Source organism: Sinorhizobium sp. P24N7, from assembly GCF_042436655.1.
GTDB classification, from domain to species: domain Bacteria; phylum Pseudomonadota; class Alphaproteobacteria; order Rhizobiales; family Rhizobiaceae; genus Sinorhizobium; species Sinorhizobium meliloti_A.
Genome location: NZ_JBHMIW010000030.1, coordinates 20,046 through 38,128, shown reverse-complemented (window position 1 = coordinate 38,128; position 18,083 = coordinate 20,046). Strand labels below are relative to the sequence as shown.

13 protein-coding genes are annotated in these 18,083 nt (G+C 63.1%); 5 read left to right on the top strand and 8 right to left on the bottom strand.

Translation table 11 applies throughout. The annotated features are described in order from the left end of the window. Window positions 1–9 precede the first annotated feature (9 nt). The 4 genes from ACFHWW_RS33115 to ACFHWW_RS33100 all read right to left on the bottom strand — a co-directional run bounded on the left by ACFHWW_RS33115 (window position 10) and on the right by ACFHWW_RS33100 (window position 3,976). Complete coding sequence (locus ACFHWW_RS33115; protein WP_018095108.1) at window positions 10–561, bottom strand: hypothetical protein; 552 nt, start codon at window positions 559–561, stop codon at window positions 10–12. Between the two features lie 134 nt (window positions 562–695). Further along, a complete protein-coding gene (locus ACFHWW_RS33110) occupies window positions 696–1,775 on the bottom strand; it encodes a YcjF family protein (RefSeq protein WP_379943553.1) in 1,080 nt (359 codons plus the stop codon). Next, complete coding sequence (locus ACFHWW_RS33105) at window positions 1,772–3,271, bottom strand: YcjX family protein (RefSeq protein ID WP_275597840.1); 1,500 nt, start codon at window positions 3,269–3,271, stop codon at window positions 1,772–1,774. The genes ACFHWW_RS33110 and ACFHWW_RS33105 overlap by 4 nt, the downstream gene beginning before the upstream one ends. 168 nt (window positions 3,272–3,439) lie before the next feature. Beyond that, window positions 3,440–3,976, bottom strand: a complete 537-nt coding sequence (locus ACFHWW_RS33100) for a SixA phosphatase family protein (protein WP_379943551.1) — start codon at window positions 3,974–3,976, stop codon at window positions 3,440–3,442. Window positions 3,977–4,382: 406 nt separating this feature from the next. On the opposite strand from ACFHWW_RS33100, the gene dksA reads away from it, so the two are divergent. After that, window positions 4,383–4,802: an RNA polymerase-binding protein DksA gene (gene dksA / locus ACFHWW_RS33095; RefSeq protein WP_003532995.1), complete on the top strand. Its 420-nt coding sequence runs from the start codon at window positions 4,383–4,385 to the stop codon at window positions 4,800–4,802. A 91-nt stretch (window positions 4,803–4,893) separates the two neighbouring features. Here dksA and ACFHWW_RS33090 read toward each other — a convergent pair whose 3' ends face one another. Continuing rightward, window positions 4,894–5,856: a flagellar biosynthetic protein FliO gene (locus tag ACFHWW_RS33090; protein WP_379943548.1), complete on the bottom strand. Its 963-nt coding sequence runs from the start codon at window positions 5,854–5,856 to the stop codon at window positions 4,894–4,896. Between the two features lie 365 nt (window positions 5,857–6,221). On the opposite strand from ACFHWW_RS33090, the gene cckA reads away from it, so the two are divergent. Then, complete coding sequence (cckA, locus tag ACFHWW_RS33085; RefSeq protein WP_379943546.1) at window positions 6,222–8,831, top strand: cell cycle histidine kinase CckA; 2,610 nt, start codon at window positions 6,222–6,224, stop codon at window positions 8,829–8,831. A 121-nt stretch (window positions 8,832–8,952) separates the two neighbouring features. Here cckA and ACFHWW_RS33080 read toward each other — a convergent pair whose 3' ends face one another. Both ACFHWW_RS33080 and ACFHWW_RS33075 read right to left on the bottom strand, forming a co-directional pair. Then, entirely contained in the window at window positions 8,953–9,882 is a 930-nt protein-coding gene (locus ACFHWW_RS33080; RefSeq protein WP_379943544.1) for a pseudouridine-5'-phosphate glycosidase, read from the bottom strand. A gap of 135 nt (window positions 9,883–10,017) precedes the next feature. Next, window positions 10,018–10,977: a carbohydrate kinase family protein gene (locus ACFHWW_RS33075; protein WP_379943542.1), complete on the bottom strand. Its 960-nt coding sequence runs from the start codon at window positions 10,975–10,977 to the stop codon at window positions 10,018–10,020. A 334-nt stretch (window positions 10,978–11,311) separates the two neighbouring features. On the opposite strand from ACFHWW_RS33075, the gene recA reads away from it, so the two are divergent. Beyond that, window positions 11,312–12,397 carry a recombinase RecA gene (recA, locus tag ACFHWW_RS33070; protein ID WP_010969478.1) on the top strand — a complete coding sequence of 362 codons (1,086 nt, stop codon included), beginning with the start codon at window positions 11,312–11,314 and terminating at the stop codon, window positions 12,395–12,397. Window positions 12,398–12,635: 238 nt separating this feature from the next. Beyond that, window positions 12,636–15,299 (top strand): alanine--tRNA ligase, encoded by a 2,664-nt coding sequence (gene alaS, locus ACFHWW_RS33065; protein ID WP_379943540.1) that lies wholly within the window; start codon window positions 12,636–12,638, stop codon window positions 15,297–15,299. A gap of 47 nt (window positions 15,300–15,346) precedes the next feature. Here the strand turns inward: alaS and ACFHWW_RS33060 are convergent, their stop codons facing one another. Further along, entirely contained in the window at window positions 15,347–17,005 is a 1,659-nt protein-coding gene (locus ACFHWW_RS33060) for a SulP family inorganic anion transporter (RefSeq protein ID WP_379943538.1), read from the bottom strand. A 170-nt stretch (window positions 17,006–17,175) separates the two neighbouring features. Here ACFHWW_RS33060 and ACFHWW_RS33055 point away from each other — a divergent pair, with 170 nt between their 5' ends. Continuing rightward, window positions 17,176–18,024, top strand: a complete 849-nt coding sequence (locus ACFHWW_RS33055; RefSeq protein WP_338282913.1) for an AraC family transcriptional regulator — start codon at window positions 17,176–17,178, stop codon at window positions 18,022–18,024. Window positions 18,025–18,083: the final 59 nt, after the last annotated feature.

Here is an 18,083-nt window from a genome sequence, read left to right as displayed (position 1 = left end):
GAAGGGTGGTTACTCGATCGAACCGACGGCGATATCGTCCATCTGCCGGTTGAGGCTCACACCGATGACCGGAACCATGGTGTCCTCGACCTTCACCGAGATCGTGATGTTCATTGTTTCTTCGCCGTGCAGGCGCGCGATCATCGCGCCATTGAGCTTTTTGCGGTTGATCCCGACGACCACCTTGTCCTTGGCAACGCTGCCGGACACGACGTCGAGACCCTTGCCCTCGGCACCGTCCAGGAACTTTCCGGTGTAGCTGTTGCCCTTCCGGACGATCGTCGCCGACATCGGCTGCTTGAATACCCCGACGCGGCAGAAGCCGTCCAGTTTCAGGCCGGCTTCGTTGCCGGGTGCCGCTTCACCGGTAAGATCGCAGGTAAACTTCGTGCCCTTGTACTTGCCGGCAACGATTTCGCCCGGGCCTTTCCATTGCCCGGCAATCCTGTCGAAGAACGCCTTGTCACGGGCGCCGGAGAACGCGGGTGTCGCAAGGCCCGCGGCGGCGACGAGCGCGATAACGGCAATGCCGCGAACAATCGGAGAAGGGCGCGAGAGCATGAGCAGTCCTTGATGGATCAAGCTGGAAACTGACGTCTACATTGCCGTGAAAATGGTTAACGGATGGTTTCAGCCCGGCTTCTGGGCCGCTTATCTTGCGTAGAGGGCAGGGCGCGCCGGCGATCGATCGACGATCAGCCGGCTGCGTCCTCGGACCGTGCGGCGCCGGGCGCCAGGTCGCCCAGAAAGTCGCCGATACTGGGGCGCTTCAGCGCGCGAAACGGCATCGGCCTGCAGAGATCCATCGCCGCGATCCCTATGCGCGCCGTCATCAGCCCGTTGATCACGCCCTCGCCGAGGCGGGCGGACAGCTTGGATGCCAGGCCGTGGCCGAGGATCTGCTGGATGAGGCTGTCGCCGACGGCGATCGAGCCGGTGACGGCGAGATGCGCGATGACGTCGCGCATCAGGCGCAGCAGGCCGAGCGTGCCCGGGCGGCTGCCGTAGAGTTCGGCCATGGCACGGATCAACCGCGCGGATTCGTAGATCACGTAGCCGAGGTCCACGAGTGCGCGCGGACTGACGGCAGTCACGATCGACACCCGCTTCGCGGCGCCAAGAATGATCCGCCGCGCCTCGCGGTCGAGCGGCGCCAGCAATTCACGCTCCGTCAGTTCGATGAGATGGGGTGCATCGATGATATCGCCCTCGGTCTCCGTCAGGCGGGCACGGCCCTTGGCCGTCCGGGGATTGCCGGCGAGCAGGTGAACGAGCCTCGCGGTCGCAGCACGTGCGGCTTGCGTCTTTCCGGCCGCGGCGGCCGCGGCCAGATCGGCTTTCAGCGTCTGGACGGCAGTCAGTTGCATCATGCCGAAGACTTCGCGCGCGACCACGATCAGGAAAGCGACGACGCCGATCGCCACGACTGCGACGGCTCCGTAGCCAAGCCAGTCGGCGCGCGAAAAGAGGTCGCGCACAAGCCGGTCGATCCAAAGCCCGACCGCGAGCGAAATGAGGATGCCGAAAGCCCCCCCGGCGATCTTGCCGAAGGAGAGCCGGCGCCGTTGCGGCTTTGCTTCCGGCAGGTTGAGCGATTCGATCGCCGCGGTGGTCCCGATGAACGGGTCCTCGGCATCGGGCGTCATGACGATCTTTTCGCTGAAACTCCCCGGTGGGCGCCGCGGCGTCTGTTCCATCTCGCGTTTGGTGGCCTCCTCGGCCTCGACGGAAAAGGCGGCCGGCCTGCGTCGACGGTCGTTGAAGTCATCACTCATGCTAGGCGATCTCCGAGTAGGAACTGCATGGCCCTGTCGAGCCGGATATGCGGCACGGAGAGTTTCAAACCGCCGCGCGTCTCCTCGAGATGCGGCGGCCGGAAGCGGACGAAATTCAGTTCCGGCATTGCCTGCTCCGGGGCGGAGGCGGATAGGGCCGATGCGGAGACGCGGTCGACGGCTTCAAAAAGAAGTTCAGGATCTTCCGGCAAGTCTCCAGGAAATATTGCTGTTTTCTTTTCGCCGTCGAATATCTCGCCATTGATCTTCTCACCGGCGATCGGCGTTCCGACGATCACGGGCAAACGATGGCCATCGTGGTCTACGGTGGCCTCCCGCGTTGCTCTGACAGATGCGAGCGCCATGACCTCAAGGCCCGCCCCGCTCATTCCTATTCGCTCGGTCGCCCGGCTGACGAGGCGAGCCGTGATGCGCTCCAGCCGGTCGTGACTTTCGTGGTGCAGGTGATCGGCCTTGGTGGCGGCGATCAGTACGCGGTCGATCTTGCGCGTGACGAACGAAGTCAGCCAGGAGTTGACGCCGGGTCGGAAGCAGGCAAGCACGTCTGCCAGAGCCTGTTCCAGATCCTTCAGCGCCTCCGTGCCGCGGTTGACCGCCTGAAGCGCGTCGACAAGCACGATCTGGCGGTCGAGGCGGGCAAAATGTTCGCGGAAGAACGGTTTTACCACATGCGTCTTGTAGGCTTCGTAGCGGCGCTCCATCATCGCCCAGAGCGAACCCTTTGGGGCGCGGCCCGCAGGCAGGTCGGGGAGCGGCGAGAAGGTAAGCGCCGGCGACCCTTCGAGGTCGCCCGGCATCAGGAAGCGGCCAGGCGGCAGGGTGGAGAGGGACCGGTCGTCGTCCTTGCAGGCCTTGAGATAGGCGGTGAAACTCTCGGCAAGCCGGCGGGCGCTGCCTTCGTCGGCCGGCGCCGAGGCTCCGAGCGCGACGGCAAGTCCCAACCACTCGCTCGACAGGTCGGCGCGCATGCCGGTGCGTGCGCGTTGAACCGTTGCGTCGCTGAACTGCCGGAAATCCTGGCCGAGCAGCGGCAGATCGAGCAGCCATTCGCCGGGATAATCGACGATGTCGATCGACAGCCGCCCGGGAGAGAACAGACGGTTCCAGCCGCTGGCGCTTTCGTAATCGAGGGTGATCCGCAGCTGCGATATGGCCCTGGTCGAATCCGGCCAGGACCGATCCCGGACCAGCGCCGCAATGTGATCCTCATATTGAAAGCGCGGCACCGCGTCGTCGGGCTGCGGTTCGAGCCGGATCTTGGATACCCGGCCCGACCGGACCGGTTCGAATACCGGCAGCCTCCCTCCGTTCAGCAGGTTGTGGACGAGCGAAGAGATGAAAACGGTCTTGCCGGCCCGCGAAAGGCCGGTGACACCGAGCCTGACGGACGGGGTGACGAGACCCGCGGCGCGGTCGGCGAGATTGTCCAGGGCGATCAGCGCGTCGTCTTTGAAACTGGTGAGAATGGGCGCCAAATTGTTTCGTCCCTTCGGGAATGATGAGCGGTACGTTTGATTTGCCGATATCCCAACCGGGTCGCGGGCATCCGCGTAGCGTCTGGAGCGATATAGGAAATGTTTCCGTCAGCGCAACAAGGCGAAGCGAATTCGCCGTTTCCGCAGGCGGAAGCGGCTGGCAGGGCTTCATCCTTTCCCGGCTTCTTCAAGGGCGGGAACGAGGAACTTCGAAAGTGTCGCTGTCCATGCCCTTCCGGCTTTCGGCCGCGCCGCAAAATCGATCACCGCCATTCCGGCCGGCGGATATCCGTCAGCGAGTGCCGCAGCCGCCCGTTCTTCGCCCAGAATTCGTCGAAAGAGCTCCTCCATCATCGGATTGTGCCCGATAATCATCAGCGAGGGTCGGCTCGCATGCGCCTCGACAAGGTCGGCATAGACGGTCGTGGGACCGGTATAGAGTGGGTCGAGGTACCGAATGTCGATGTCTTCGCCAAATGCGCGGTATAGCGGTTCGGCCGTCTGCCGGCAGCGGACAGCCGTCGAACAAAGAATCAGGTCCGGCCTGATGCGATGGTCGGCTGCGGACTGTGCCGTGAGTTCCGCCTCCGCGAAGCCGACATCGTCGAGCGCGCGATCGAAATCGCTCTGGCCGGGCAGAGCCCAGCCCGATCGGGCGTGGCGAAGAAGCAGAAGCTGGAAGGCCGGGACGACGCTGTCTTGCATGTATTCACCCGGTGCTGGAAATCCCCAGGATGGAGGCGCCCCTGGTGCCAACGGCTGGAAACGCCTTGCGGATGCTCCGTTGTCCCGCCGGTCGGCGTAAAGATCAAGCCGCGTTTCGCGGTTTTTTGATCCGGTGCGCCCATTGAACCGATGCGGGTCGGGCACCAAATGTCGCAATCCGAAATGCCGCCGTGCTCGCCCGTGGAACGTCAAGCGGCCGGTGCCGTCGGCGGTGAGCGGTATTTCGGCGTTCAAGACTTTGCGTGTAATTGTGATGAAATATTAGCCGGTTAGCCTGCGATGCGGGCAGTGTTAAAATGCAGTTAAGCACTGATTACAAGGCTTGAATCAGAGCTTCCATAGGTCTATACACCGCCGCAATGAGATGTTCTTCAGGAGAATCGCGTTGAGTGAGAAGATCGATCTTAGTACCTATGTCCTGTCGGAGGACGAGGATTTTATGAATGCGAACCACCGGGCATACTTTCGTGCGAAGCTGAATGCCTGGAGAAACGACATCCTTCGCGAGGCCCGCGAGACACTGGATCACCTGGCGGAGGAGAGCGCCAATCATCCTGATCTTGCGGACCGCGCCTCGTCCGAAACGGACCGGGCGATCGAGTTGCGCGCTCGGGACCGTCAGCGGAAGTTGATTGCCAAAATCGATGCCGCGTTGCAGCGGCTCGATGAAGGCACCTACGGCTACTGCGAGGAAACCGGGGAGCCGATCGGACTGAAGCGCCTGGACGCCCGGCCGATCGCAACTCTCTCGATCGAGGCGCAGGAACGTCACGAGCGTCGCGAGAAGGTCTACCGGGACGAATAAGTCCCGGGACACCGTTGGGACTATCGAAAACGGCGCGGTTCGACCGCGCCGTTTTCATTTGGCACCGATGCGTTGTTCCGCGGCGTACGAGTTACAATTTGCGGCTCACGGAGATATCGGCGAGCATCCTTTCCATTTCCTCTTCGATCGTCGGCTCCTTGCGGGGGTCCTGCGAAGGCGATCCGAGTACCGGTTCCTGGCGACCGGCGGGCCTGATCTCCGGACGCGGCGGCCCTGAAGGTGAGAAGCGCTGGAGATCGCCGCTGATTTCCGCATCGAGCATGCGCTCGAATTCCGCGGCCGCTTCCGGCGCTGCGGGCCGAGGCGGGAGAGATTGGCCCGGCATGCCCTTTACCGGCTCGAGCGCCGTAAGCGGGACGGGGCGCTCTTCGCGAGCAGCGGGCTCCACCGGAAGCGAGCGGTCACGCACCGCGCTGAAATCGGTGTGCGACGGCTCGATGGCTGATACCGGCGGAATGTGAGGCGCAGGTAAAGGCCTGGAGACCTGCTGCGGCTGCGGTGAGCCGAGTGCGGGGCCTTGCTGATCCGGAACCACCCGCACCGGAGGCTCCGGGCGCGCGGTGACCCGCGGCGGCTCGCTCGGACGCGCCGGTTGCCGAACGGGATCGGCGGCAGCTTCCGTCGGGAGAGGGCGTTCGGGCGGGACAGGGGAAGGAACCGGCTGAGGCCGGGTTTCCGCAATCGGGGCGTGGGTCGTCTTTTCTTCCGGCTCCGCCTGAAGTGCGGCCGGAACCGGATTTTCTCCCTCGGGCGCGATGCGGCTTTCGATCACGATGTCCGTCGGGCCGCCGATCATGATCAGGTGCTCGACGTCGTCGCGGCGGACGAGCACCAGCCGCCGACGCGTGTCGACTGCGGCGGCATCGAGCACCGCAAGCCGCGGCTGCCTGTTCTTGCCGCCGCGGACGAAGGGAGAGGAGGGCTTGTTGCGCATGAGCCGAAGCACGGCGACCAGGCACAAGAGACCGATCGCAACCGCTCCTGCGGCGATCATGAACCGGCTGGCGTTGTCCCCGAGGATTGTTTCCAACATAGGCTGAACTCCTTACTGCCGCTTCGCATGTCAATATTTGACGGCTTTTTTCGGGCTTGGACAAGCTTCGGCCCGACATTCCCTGTGAATTGACCGCAGCGCTTCCGCAGAGACACTTTTTGCTGTTATCTCTGATTGTTAAAGATGATTCCAGGTCGATGCGCGAAAGCGCGGAGGGCGGCCATCGATTCGCGACGATGCCTTCGGACCCGGCCACCGCATGGTTCCTCAAGCCGGAAACGGATTGGGGATAAGTCATGCGGCAATTCAAAGTATTGCAGCGGCCCTTGTGCATCCACGGGGATGTACGGCACTGCAAGCGCTCGGATCGCGTTCGATGCGACCCGGCAGCAGGTGAGGACCCGATGACGAAATTGCGGCAGGCAGGTGACTACCAGATGCCGGTCGTTGACCGGGGCGTTCGTCCGGGAACCATCCTCAGGATCATCCTGCTTGCGATCGTCCTCACCGCGTCGGCTGCCGCTTTCGTCGTCTTCAAGGACCAGCTCGAAAACGAGATCGTGCTCGGCATTCTCGGCGTGCTGGCCATGGTGGGCATCTTCTTCCTCGTTTCTTCCGTCATCGGCTTTATCGAAGTGATGCCGCAATCGCGGCCGGACGAACTGGCGCGCGCCTTCCTCGACGCGCATGAAGACGGGACGATCGTGACCGACCGCAAGGGGCGCATCATCTATGCCAACGCGGCCTATGGTGCCCTGACGGGCGCCAAGAGTGCGGCAGGCATCCAGTCGCTCGAAACGATCCTGTCGCGCAACCGCGAGGCAACCGAAGCGATCTATCGCCTGACCAACGGTCTGCATGAGGGCAAGCAGGGACACGAGGAGTTCCGGCTGCTGAAACCTCTGGCAAACGGCAAGGTGGCCGGTTCCGGCGCCCATTGGTATCGGCTGAAGGCGCGGGTATTGCCGCTCGAGGATGCCGACAGCAATCCGCTCTACTTGTGGCAGATCGCGGATATTACCGCGGAGCGCGACGAGCAGGAGCGCTTCTTCAAGGAACTGCAGAACGCGATCGACTATCTCGACCACGCACCCGCGGGCTTCTTCTCCGCCGGGCGCAAGGGCGAGATCTTCTATATCAACGCGACGCTCGCCGATTGGCTCGGAATAGACCTGACCAAGTTCCAGCCCGGCTCCGTCAGCATTGCCGATCTCGTCGCGGGCGAGGGGCTGGCGCTGGTACAATCGGTACAGGCGGAGCCCGGCCTCAAGAAAACCAAGATCCTGGACCTCGATCTCAGAAAGACCAACGGCCAGAGCCTGCCGGTACGCCTGATTCATCGCGTTTCCTCGGCACGGGACGGTGCGCCCGGCGAAAGCCGGACGATCGTGATGTCGCGGGAAGGCGACGACGGCGATCAGTCGGCGTCGAATGCCGCGATGCGGTTCACCCGCTTCTTCAACAACACGCCCATGGCGATCGCCTCGGTAGATGGAGACGGCCGCATTCTCCGAACCAACGCTCCGTTCATGAAGCTCTTCGCCGGGCTCGTTTCGCAGGACGAGGTCGAGCGTGGGGCCCTGATCGACGCCGTGGTGCACCAATCCGAGAGAGGGCGTCTGCAGGAGTCGCTGGCTGCCGCGAAGGACCGGCAGAGCGATATTGCCCCGATCGACGCGCTTCATCCCAAGGATGATGGGCGTCACTTCCGCTTCTACGTCAATGCCGTCATCGACCAGAGCGATCAGGCGCCCGAGGAGGCTGCGATCATCTATGCTCTGGAGATCACGGAGCAGAAGGCGCTCGAAAACCAGATGGCGCAGACGCAGAAGATGAATGCCGTGGGAACGCTCGCCGGCGGCATCGCCCATGATTTCAACAACGTCCTGACGGCCATCCTGCTTTCCGCCGACCATCTGCTGCTATCGGCGCGGCCGGCGGATGCGACCTTCGCGGACCTGATGGAGATCAAGCGTAACGCCAACCGGGCAGCCGTGCTTGTGCGGCAGCTGCTCGCCTTCTCGCGCAAGCAGACGATGCGTCCGACGGTGCTCAATCTCACCGACGTCATCGGCGATCTCAGGATGCTCGTCGACCGCATGACCGGCACCAACGTCAAGGTGGAGGTCGACTATGGCCGCGATCTCTGGCCGGTGAAGACCGACCTCGGCCAGTTCGAGCAGGTGCTCCTGAACCTCGCCGTCAATGCCCGCGACGCCATGCCTGCGGGCGGGATCATCACGCTCAGGACGCGCAATCTGCCGGCGAGCGAAGTGTCGGCGCTTGGACGGCGCGAACTGCCCGAGGAAGACTTCGTCATGGTCGAGGTGTCCGACCAGGGCACCGGCATTCCGCCGGAAATCATGGACAAGATCTTCGAGCCCTTCTTCACCACGAAGGATGTCGGTAAGGGCACAGGGCTCGGACTGTCGATGGTTTACGGCATCGTGAAGCAGTCCGGCGGCTATATCTATCCCGAGTCGGAGATCGGCAGCGGTACGACCTTCCGCATCCTGCTGCCGCGGCATGTCGACGTGCCCGAAATCCAGGACGAGGACGCGTCCGCAACGCATTCCGCGGCGCCGGCGAGGAGCGAACCGGTTGCGGTGCCGATGCCTCGGGCCGAGCCTGCCGACCTGACCGGGGATTCGGCGGTCGTGCTGCTCGTCGAGGACGAGGAAGCGGTCCGGCGCGGCGGCAAGCGCATGCTGGAGACGCGCGGCTATACGGTTCACGAAGCGGGATCGGGTATCGAAGCGCTGGAGATCATGGACGAACTCGAAGGCGCCGTCGATATCGTCGTCTCCGACGTCGTGATGCCGGAGATGGACGGGCCGACGCTGCTGCGCGAGCTGCGCAAGACGTATCCGGACCTGAAGTTCATCTTCGTATCCGGCTATGCCGAAGATGCTTTTGCGCGAAATCTGCCGGCCGACGCGAAGTTCGGCTTCCTGCCGAAGCCCTTCTCTCTGAAGCAACTCGCGGTCGCCGTGCGCGAGATGCTCGACAGCTGACGAGGTTTCTCCTCCGAACCTGTGCTCTTCGCCGTTTGCCGGCATCTTCCCCATTTCGATAGGGAGAAGGGCAAACGGCGGCGCGCCAGATCCCCTTCGCCTTTTTATTCCATTTCTGCGGTTACTTCGCAGCGAGTGCGACAGCGATCCCGGCGGCAAGCCGCGCATTGTTCTCGACCAGCGCGATATTGGTTTCCAGGCTGCGTCCGTCCGTCAAACGGAAGAGGTTGTCGAGCAGATACGGTGTGACCGCCTTGCCGGAAATGCCCTCGCTCGCCGCATTGTCGAGTGCGCGGGTGATGTAGATCTCCATCTCCTCGCTCGGGATTTCGCTTTGTTCCGGCACCGGATTGGCGACAAGCATTCCGCCGTCGATCCCGAGCAACTCGCGCGTCCGCTGAAAACTGGCGATTGCCGCCGGGCTGTTCAGCATCAGCGGGCTCTTGAGGCCGGATTCACGCGACCAGAAGGCCGGGAAGTTCTCGCTGTCATAGGTCACGACAGGGACACCGCGGGTTTCGAGCACTTCGAGCGTCTTGGGAATGTCCAGAATGGCCTTGGCGCCGGCACAGACGACAATGACGCCGGTACGTGCGAGTTCGTCCAGGTCCGCCGATATGTCGAAGCTCTGCTCCGCTCCGCGGTGAACACCGCCGATGCCGCCGGTCGCAAAAACCCGGATGCCCGCACGGGCAGCGGCGATCATCGTTGCGGCAACGGTCGTGGCTCCGGTGCGGCGTTCGGCGATCGCGAAGGCGAGGTCGGCGCGCGAAAGTTTCATCGCGCCCTGCGTCTTCGACAGCGCCTCCAGTTTGGCATCGTCCAGACCGATATGGAGGACCCCATGGATTACGGCGATGGTCGCGGGCACGGCACCCTGTTCGCGGATGATCGTCTCGACGCTGCGGGCCATGTCGAGGTTGCCGGGATAGGGCATGCCATGCGTGATGATCGTGGATTCCAGCGCGACGATCGGCGCACCTCGTTGCTTGGCGGCCGCGACTTCATCTGAATATTCCATCGGCAGGGACGGGGAGGAGGGTTTGGTCATGATCGTTTCCTTGATTGATGACATCCGACGGCAAATTGCATCGGGGGTGCCTGATCGATTCCGGTGCCTGGAGCAGAGGGTGCGGAAGAACCGCCCGCATTCCGCGCTACCCGGCTCCCATTCAGCTGCCAATTCTCATGCCAGCATTTCCGCTTCCGGCACAAGGCGCAGCACTTGCTCCAGCTTGTCAGGCAGCATCTCTTCGGAGGCAGCGTAGGGCGAATGCAGCGTTATGACGGCGGCCGCCATGCCCCGGCGCAGGCAGGCGGCAAGATCCGCACCGGCAAGCCGGGCGGCGAGAAAGCCCGAGGCGAGCGCATCGCCGGCGCCGGTGACGTCGGCAAGTGCTGAAAGAGCCGGCGGCGTAGCGAGGCAGGCACCCTTGCCGTCGAAGGCGACCGCGGCCCGGCCTCCGCGCGTCACGACACCGCCGGAAAGACCGGCGGAGCGCAGCAGCAACGGCCATTCCGCGGCGGTTGCGGCCTCGGTTCCGGTCAGCGCGCGCGCCTCCGCCTCGTTCATGAACAGGAAATCGAGCCCGTCGAGGCACGCGCGGTAGCGGACCACTTTTGCCGGAGAAACGGCGATACCGGCACGGAGAGGGCTGAACTTCGCGGCGGTGCCGGCAAGCGCCGTCAACGTCTCCTCCGGCAGATTGGCGTCCATCAGCACGAGTTCGCTCGCCGCTAAAATCTCGCGCGTGGTCCGCTGCTGCAGCCGGCGCGGCGTAAACAAAGCATAGAGGTCCATGTCCGCGAGCGCGATGACGAGGTTGCCGTCGTTTTCCAGGATTGCCGTATAGCTCGGCGTCTTGCGATCGAGAAAGGTAAAAGGGCGATCGATCACACCGGCAGCTTCCGCAGCGGCCGCCACCGTGTCGCCGGCAGGATCGCCGCCCCGCGGGCTGATCATGGTTACGCGATGGCCGAGGCGCGCGAGATTTCTCGCTGCATTGAAGCCGCCGCCCCCGGCTTCCTCGAACCAGGTGCCCGGATTGCTCGCGCCCGGTGTCGTCGCGCCGCTGATCCGGCCGCGCCGGTCGATATGAGCGCCGCCAAAAACGGCTATGTTCTGCGACTTCACCTGTGCTTGCATCTGGTCCTCGATGAAGGGCGGAGAAAAGGTGGCGAAGTCTCTCTTCCGCCGGCATTCCGATCTATCGTTTCGGACTACCTTTTAGGGCTTTGTCCGGCTTTGATCCATCGTGAATCACGAAGCGAATCGGGGCGGCGCGTGAAAGCCGGCATGCGTTGACGCGCAACTTGTGGATACTGTGGACGAAAGGCGTGAACAAGAATCGAACGTAGTGAAATATTCCGAGCATTTTCAACTACTTGACGTGCCATTGCCAATTTGGAACAAAACATGTACAAAAAGGCTTGCGGCGGCTTCATTGCCTCGATAGCTCCAATAACCTAAAGGTGGACCAATGGCACAAAATTCTTTGCGGCTCGTAGAGGACAAATCGGTGGACAAAAGCAAGGCACTTGAAGCGGCTCTTTCCCAGATCGAACGTTCGTTCGGTAAGGGATCGATCATGAAGCTCGGAGCGAAGGACAGCGTAGTTGAGATCGAAACCGTCTCCACCGGTTCGCTCGGCCTCGACATCGCGCTCGGCATCGGCGGCCTGCCGAAAGGCCGCATCATCGAGATCTATGGTCCGGAAAGCTCGGGCAAGACCACGCTGGCGCTGCAGACCATTGCCGAGGCACAGAAGAAGGGCGGCATCTGCGGCTTCGTCGATGCCGAACACGCACTCGATCCGGTCTATGCGCGAAAGCTCGGGGTGGATCTCGAAAATCTTCTGATTTCGCAGCCTGATACGGGCGAGCAGGCGCTGGAAATCACCGATACGCTGGTCCGTTCGGGTGCGATCGACATTCTCGTCATCGATTCGGTGGCCGCACTCGTGCCGCGCGCCGAAATCGAGGGCGAGATGGGCGACAGTCTGCCGGGCATGCAGGCGCGCCTCATGAGCCAGGCGCTGCGCAAGCTTACGGCATCGATCTCCAAGTCAAACTGCATGGTGATCTTCATCAACCAGATCCGCATGAAGATCGGCGTGATGTTCGGCTCGCCGGAAACGACGACGGGCGGCAATGCGCTCAAGTTCTACGCCTCGGTGCGCCTCGACATTCGCCGTATCGGCTCGGTCAAGGAGCGCGAGGAAGTCGTCGGCAACCAGACCCGCGTCAAGGTCGTCAAGAACAAGATGGCACCGCCCTTCAAGCAGGTCGAGTTCGACATCATGTATGGCGAAGGCGTTTCGAAGACGGGCGAATTGATCGATCTCGGCGTCAAGGCGGGCATCGTCGAGAAATCGGGCGCCTGGTTTTCCTATAACAGCCAGCGGCTCGGCCAGGGACGGGAAAACGCCAAGCTCTTCCTGCGGGAGAATCCCGAACTGTTGCGTGAAATCGAGACGGCTCTGCGGCAGAATGCCGGTCTCATCGCCGACCGGTTCCTGGAGAATGGCGGGCCGGAAAGCGACGGCGACGAAGCCGCCGATATGTAATCTGCAGCAACCGTCTGGTTGAAGCATGCGAAGCCGGCCGTCGTCACCCGCGGCCGGTTTTTTGCTGCCCGCTGGACAGCATGAAATGCGGACGATAAAAGCCTGTGGTTCCGACGGCTCGGCCGGCGGGAGGCGTGACGTGATTGAATGCGACGCGCCTAAGCGCGGGGTTGAAAAGTGCGGCTTGCAGCCTGGAGAGATCGGGCTGCCGCCGGAGTGTACACAGATAGGACGCAAGATGAGCGGCGTGAATGAAATCCGGTCGATGTTCCTCGACTATTTCCGCAAGAACGGTCACGAGGTCGTGCCGTCCAGCCCACTCGTGCCGCGCAACGACCCGACATTGATGTTCACCAATGCGGGCATGGTGCAGTTCAAGAATGTGTTCACCGGCCTCGAGCAGCGACCCTATTCGACCGCGGCGACGGCGCAGAAATGCGTGCGCGCCGGCGGCAAGCATAACGACCTCGACAATGTCGGCTACACCGCCCGTCACCACACCTTCTTCGAGATGCTCGGCAATTTCTCCTTCGGCGACTATTTCAAGGAGCGCGCGATCGAGCTTGCCTGGAACCTGATCACCAAGGAATACGGGCTCGATGCCAAGCGTCTGCTCGTCACGGTGTACCATACCGACGACGAGGCCTTCGGCCTTTGGAAGAAGATTGCCGGCCTGAGCGACGATCGCATCATCCGCATCGCGACGAGCGACAACTTCTGGGCCATGGGAGACACCGGTCCATGCGGCCCGTGCTCGGAAATATTCTACGATCACGGCGATCATATCTGGGGCGGACCTCCCGGCTCGGCCGAGGAAGACGGCGATCGCTTCATCGAGATCTGGAACCTCGTCTTCATGCAGTACGAGCAGATCACCAAGGAAGAGCGCGTCGACCTGCCGCGGCCTTCGATCGACACGGGCATGGGGCTGGAGCGCGTGGCCGCCGTGCTCCAGGGCCAGCACGACAATTATGACATCGACCTTTTCCGCGCGTTGATCGCGGCTTCCGAAGAGGCGACCGGCGTGAAGGCCGAGGGGGACCGGCGCGCGAGCCATCGCGTCATCGCCGATCATCTGCGTTCCTCCGCGTTCCTGATCGCCGATGGGGTTCTGCCGTCGAACGAGGGCCGCGGTTACGTTCTGCGCAGAATCATGCGCCGCGCCATGCGCCACGCACAGTTGCTCGGCGCGCGGGATCCGCTGATGTGGAAGCTCCTGCCGGCGCTCGTGGGCCAGATGGGCCGCGCTTACCCGGAACTCGTCCGCGCCGAAGCGCTAATCTCGGAAACGCTGAAGCTGGAGGAAACCCGCTTCCGCAAGACCCTGGAGCGCGGCCTCAACCTTTTGGCGGAGGCTTCGGCCGATCTTTCCGAAGGCGACCAGTTCAACGGCGAGACGGCGTTCAAGCTCTACGACACCTACGGTTTTCCGCTCGACCTCACCCAGGACGCGCTGCGCGCCAAGGGCATCGGCGTCGATACGGACGCATTTACGGCCGCCATGCAGCGGCAGAAGGCCGAGGCCCGCGCCAACTGGGCCGGCTCCGGCGAAGCCGCGACCGAGACCATCTGGTTCGAGCTCAGGGATAAGCACGGCGCGACCGACTTCCTCGGCTACGACACCGAGTCAGCCGAAGGGGTCATTCAGGCGATCGTCAGGGATGGTGCCGTCGTCGAGGCGGCCACCAAGGGCGAGAACGTGCAGCTGGTTCTGAACCAGACGCCTTTCTACGGCGAATCCGGCGGCCAGGTGGGTGACACCGGCGCCATCACCACCGAGACCGGCAAGCTTACTGTGACTGACACGCAGAAACGTGGCGAAGGGCTCTTCGTCCACTATTGCACCGTGGAGGAAGGCAGCGTGAAGACCGGCGAAGCGGCTGCCCTGACGGTCGACCATGCGCGCCGTGCGCGGCTGCGCGCCAACCATTCCGCGACGCATCTGTTGCACGAGGCGCTGCGCGAGGTCCTCGGTACCCATGTTGCCCAGAAGGGCTCGCTCGTCGCGCCTGAGCGCTTGCGCTTCGACGTCTCGCATCCGAAGCCGATGACGGCGGAGGAGCTGAAGATCGTCGAGGAGATGGCGAACGAGATCATCGTCCAGAACACGCCGGTCGTCACACGGCTGATGAGCGTCGACGATGCGATCGCCGAGGGCGCCATGGCGCTCTTCGGCGAGAAATACGGCGACGAGGTGCGGGTCGTGTCCATGGGGCAGGGCCTTCGCGGCTCCAAAGCCGGCAGGCCCTATTCGGTCGAGCTCTGTGGCGGTACGCATGTGTCCGCTACGGGCGATATCGGCCTCGTTCGCGTCGTCTCGGAAAGCGCTGTCGGCGCCGGCGTGCGCCGGGTGGAGGCGCTGACCGGTGAGGCCGCGCGAGCCTATCTCAACGAACAGGATGAGCGGGTCAAGACGTTGGCATCTGCCCTGAAGGTCCAGCCCTCGGATGTCCTCGGGCGCGTCGAGGCGCTGCTCGACGAGCGCCGCAAGCTGGAACGGGAACTTACCGAGGCGAAGAAGAAACTCGCGCTCGCGGGTGACGGTCAGAACGGCTCCGGGGATGCCGCCCGCGAGATCGGCGGCGTCCGGTTCCTCGGCAGGGTGGTATCCGGCGTCGAGCCGAAGGACCTGAAGAGCCTTGCGGACGACGGCAAGAAGACGCTCGGTTCGGGCGTGGTCGCCTTCGTGGGCGTCAGCGGCGACGGCAAGGCGAGCGCCGTGGTGGCGGTCACCGACGACCTCACTTCGAAAGTCAGCGCCGTGGATCTGGTGCGCGTCGCTTCGGCTGCGCTCGGCGGCAAGGGCGGCGGCGGGCGGCCCGACATGGCCCAGGCCGGCGGTCCGGACGGCGGACGTGCAGCGGAGGCGATCGAGGCGGTCGCAGTAGCGTTGGCCGGGTGAGCGGCGTGGTGCGAAAAGACGAATAATGGGCGCTGCGGCGCCCTTTTTCATGTGCGCCGTTCGCTGCGGATTGTGTCGAGTGCCGCCGGAACCGAGGCGCGCATCAAGACACGCGGTGGACGCACGTGGTGTTGATACAAGGCGCGACGAACCTGCGTATTGGCACCGACGATAATGACGCGCACGCCGATCCTCTCCGCCTTGCGCAACGTCCCTTCGATGATGTTCGCGGCGGTAGAATCCATGAAGGGGATTTCCGAGCAATCGAGAATGAAGTTGCGGCGCTGATCGGCGATCCGATCGAGCACCGCGGCAACGGTGGCTGCCGATCCGAAGAAGAAGACGCCTGCAATCCGATAGATCACCGTTTCGGGATCATCGCCGATGACGGGGTGCTCTTCGTTGCCGTTCCCCGCTTGCAGCAGCTCGAGCGACTTCATTTCACCGACCGAAATGCTTTTCGCCATTCGATTGATGAACAGGAGGGCGCCGAGCGCGACTCCGATCACTATCCCTTCTGTCAATTCGCGAAAGACAACGATGAAAAACGTCGCGAGCAGCACGACGGCATCACCGTAGGACGACCGCAAGAGCGCCATGAAGGCCGGCTTCTCGATCATGTTCCAGGCAACGACTGCAAGCACGCCGGCGAGGGAAGCGAGTGGGATATAGCTTGCGAGCGGTGCGGCAAGCAGCATGAAGAGAAGGAGAAAGACCGAATGCAGCATGCCAGAAACGGGGCTGGTGCCTCCGGCGCGAACGTTGGTTGCCGTGCGGGCAATGGTGCCGGTGACGCAGATGCCGCCGAAGAGCGCCGAACCTAAATTGGCGACTCCCTGAGCAATCAACTCCATGCTGGATCTATGTCTGCGTCCCGTCATGCCATCGGCCACCACGGCCGAAAGCAGTGACTCGATCGCGCCGAGAAGAGCCAACGAGACCGCGTCCGGAAACACCGCAACGGCTTTCTCAAGGGAGAGCGGCGGCAAGGTCGGAAGCGGGAGGCCGCGCGGAATACCGCCGAAACGGCTGCCGATCGTGTCCGTCGGCAAAGACAAGGCGGCGACGAGCACCGATGCGGCACCAACGGCAATCAGCATGCCGGGCCAATGCGGCCTCGATCGGCGCAGCGCGAGAATGATGCCGATCGTGAGGGTGGCGGTCACCACTGCCGCCCAATTGACCGTGTCGGCAGCCCGGCCGAGTGCCACGGTCTTTTCGACGATCGGCCCGGGTTCGCTACCCGAAAGCGTCAGGCCGAAAAGGTCGCGCAACTGGCTGGCGAAGATGATCACGGCAATCCCTGCCGTGAAGCCGACTGTGACGGGGTAGGGGATGAATTTGATGTACTGTCCGAGGCGCAAGTAGCCGGCGGCAACGAGCATGATGCCAGCCATGGCAGTCGCAAGCAGCAGGCCGTCGATGCCGTGCCGGGCACCGGTCGCGGCGACGAGAACGATGAAGGCACCCGCCGGACCGCCGATTTGGACCCGGCTGCCGCCGAGGAGTGAGACGAGGAAGCCGCCGACGATTGCGGTATAGAGGCCGCGATCGGGTGTTACGCCGGAGGCGATGGCGATGGCCATCGAAAGCGGCAAGGCGACGATGGCGACCGTCAGGCCGGCCAGGGCGTCCGCTTTCAGCCTGGTGCGGCCGTATCCCTCGGCGATCACGCTGACTGTTTTCGGGATAAGAGAATCGGGCATCGGAGAAACCTTCGAGATCCGCCACGTTTGCAGGATCCTGCGCGCCGGGCATTGTCAGCCTATCTGAGTCGCATTGCCGCACAAGCGGAGCGGGCAGCACTTAGGTCAGCAGGATTTGTCAAATCGATCCGTGGTTTGAAGGCGATCGAGCGAAGCGCGGAAGGTTCGATATGACGGGCGGTGCATGGGCTACATATGAGAGGCGGCTTCATCGCGTCTCGGCCTATATCTACGGGCATCTCGATGAAGAACTGGATCTCGGCCGGTTGTCGGAGATCGCATGTCTTTCGCCGCACCACTGGCATCGCATCTACCGGGCGGTAAATGGCGAGACATTGGCGGCGACCGTCAAGAGATTGCGGCTGCAGCGCGCGGCGGCAGAGCTCGTCCAGACCGATCTTTCCGTCGAAGCGATCGCGCGACGCTCCGGCTACCCGAATGTTCAATCCTTCAACCGCACCTTCAAGGCCGTCTATGGCCTTCCGCCGGCGCGCTACAGGAAGGAGGGGAGCCACAGGGCCTTTGAAGCCGCCTCTACGGAAGGAAATGCTGTCATGTACGATGTTGACTTGAGGACGATAGAGCCTCTGACCCTGGCGGGTGTCGCCCATTCCGGTTCCTACATGGGTATCGGCGAGGCGTTCGAAACGCTTTACGGTACCCTTTTTGCACGCGGCCTCTTTCGGCCGGACATGGAGATGGTCGGAATCTACCTGGATGACCCGGAACTCGTGGAGACGGATAAGCTCCGATCCTTCGCCTGCGTGACGGTCAACGGCGAGCACGCGGCCGAGGCGCCGCTGACGCCCCAAAAAATCGAGGGCGGGCACTATGCCGTGCTGCGGCACAAAGGCCCCTATGCCGACATGCCGAAGGCCTATCGATGGCTTTATGGGACCTGGCTTCCGAACTCCGGCCGCGAAATCCGCGACTGCGTCATGTTCGAGAAATATCTGAACAACCCGCGCGAGGTGGCCCCGACCGAGCTGCTTACGGAAATCTATCTGCCGCTCAAGTAATGCGGCTCCATTTTGCTCGTACCATTGAAGCAAGAAACCCGGCACAAGGCCGGGTTTCG

What these genes read in the sequence shown, in the direction of transcription:
- alaS (WP_379943540.1), top strand. Translation starts at nt 12,636, where the DNA reads ATGAGCGGCGTGAATGAAATCCGGTCGATGTTCCTCGACTATTTCCGC.
- ACFHWW_RS33110 (WP_379943553.1), bottom strand. Translation starts at nt 1,775, where the DNA reads ATGAGTGATGACTTCAACGACCGTCGACGCAGGCCGGCCGCCTTTTCC.
- ACFHWW_RS33055 (WP_338282913.1), top strand. Translation starts at nt 17,176, where the DNA reads ATGACGGGCGGTGCATGGGCTACATATGAGAGGCGGCTTCATCGCGTC.
- ACFHWW_RS33080 (WP_379943544.1), bottom strand. Translation starts at nt 9,882, where the DNA reads ATGACCAAACCCTCCTCCCCGTCCCTGCCGATGGAATATTCAGATGAA.
- ACFHWW_RS33075 (WP_379943542.1), bottom strand. Translation starts at nt 10,977, where the DNA reads ATGCAAGCACAGGTGAAGTCGCAGAACATAGCCGTTTTTGGCGGCGCT.
- ACFHWW_RS33060 (WP_379943538.1), bottom strand. Translation starts at nt 17,005, where the DNA reads ATGCCCGATTCTCTTATCCCGAAAACAGTCAGCGTGATCGCCGAGGGA.
- ACFHWW_RS33115 (WP_018095108.1), bottom strand. Translation starts at nt 561, where the DNA reads ATGCTCTCGCGCCCTTCTCCGATTGTTCGCGGCATTGCCGTTATCGCG.
- recA (WP_010969478.1), top strand. Translation starts at nt 11,312, where the DNA reads ATGGCACAAAATTCTTTGCGGCTCGTAGAGGACAAATCGGTGGACAAA.
- cckA (WP_379943546.1), top strand. Translation starts at nt 6,222, where the DNA reads ATGACGAAATTGCGGCAGGCAGGTGACTACCAGATGCCGGTCGTTGAC.
- ACFHWW_RS33100 (WP_379943551.1), bottom strand. Translation starts at nt 3,976, where the DNA reads ATGCAAGACAGCGTCGTCCCGGCCTTCCAGCTTCTGCTTCTTCGCCAC.
- ACFHWW_RS33090 (WP_379943548.1), bottom strand. Translation starts at nt 5,856, where the DNA reads ATGTTGGAAACAATCCTCGGGGACAACGCCAGCCGGTTCATGATCGCC.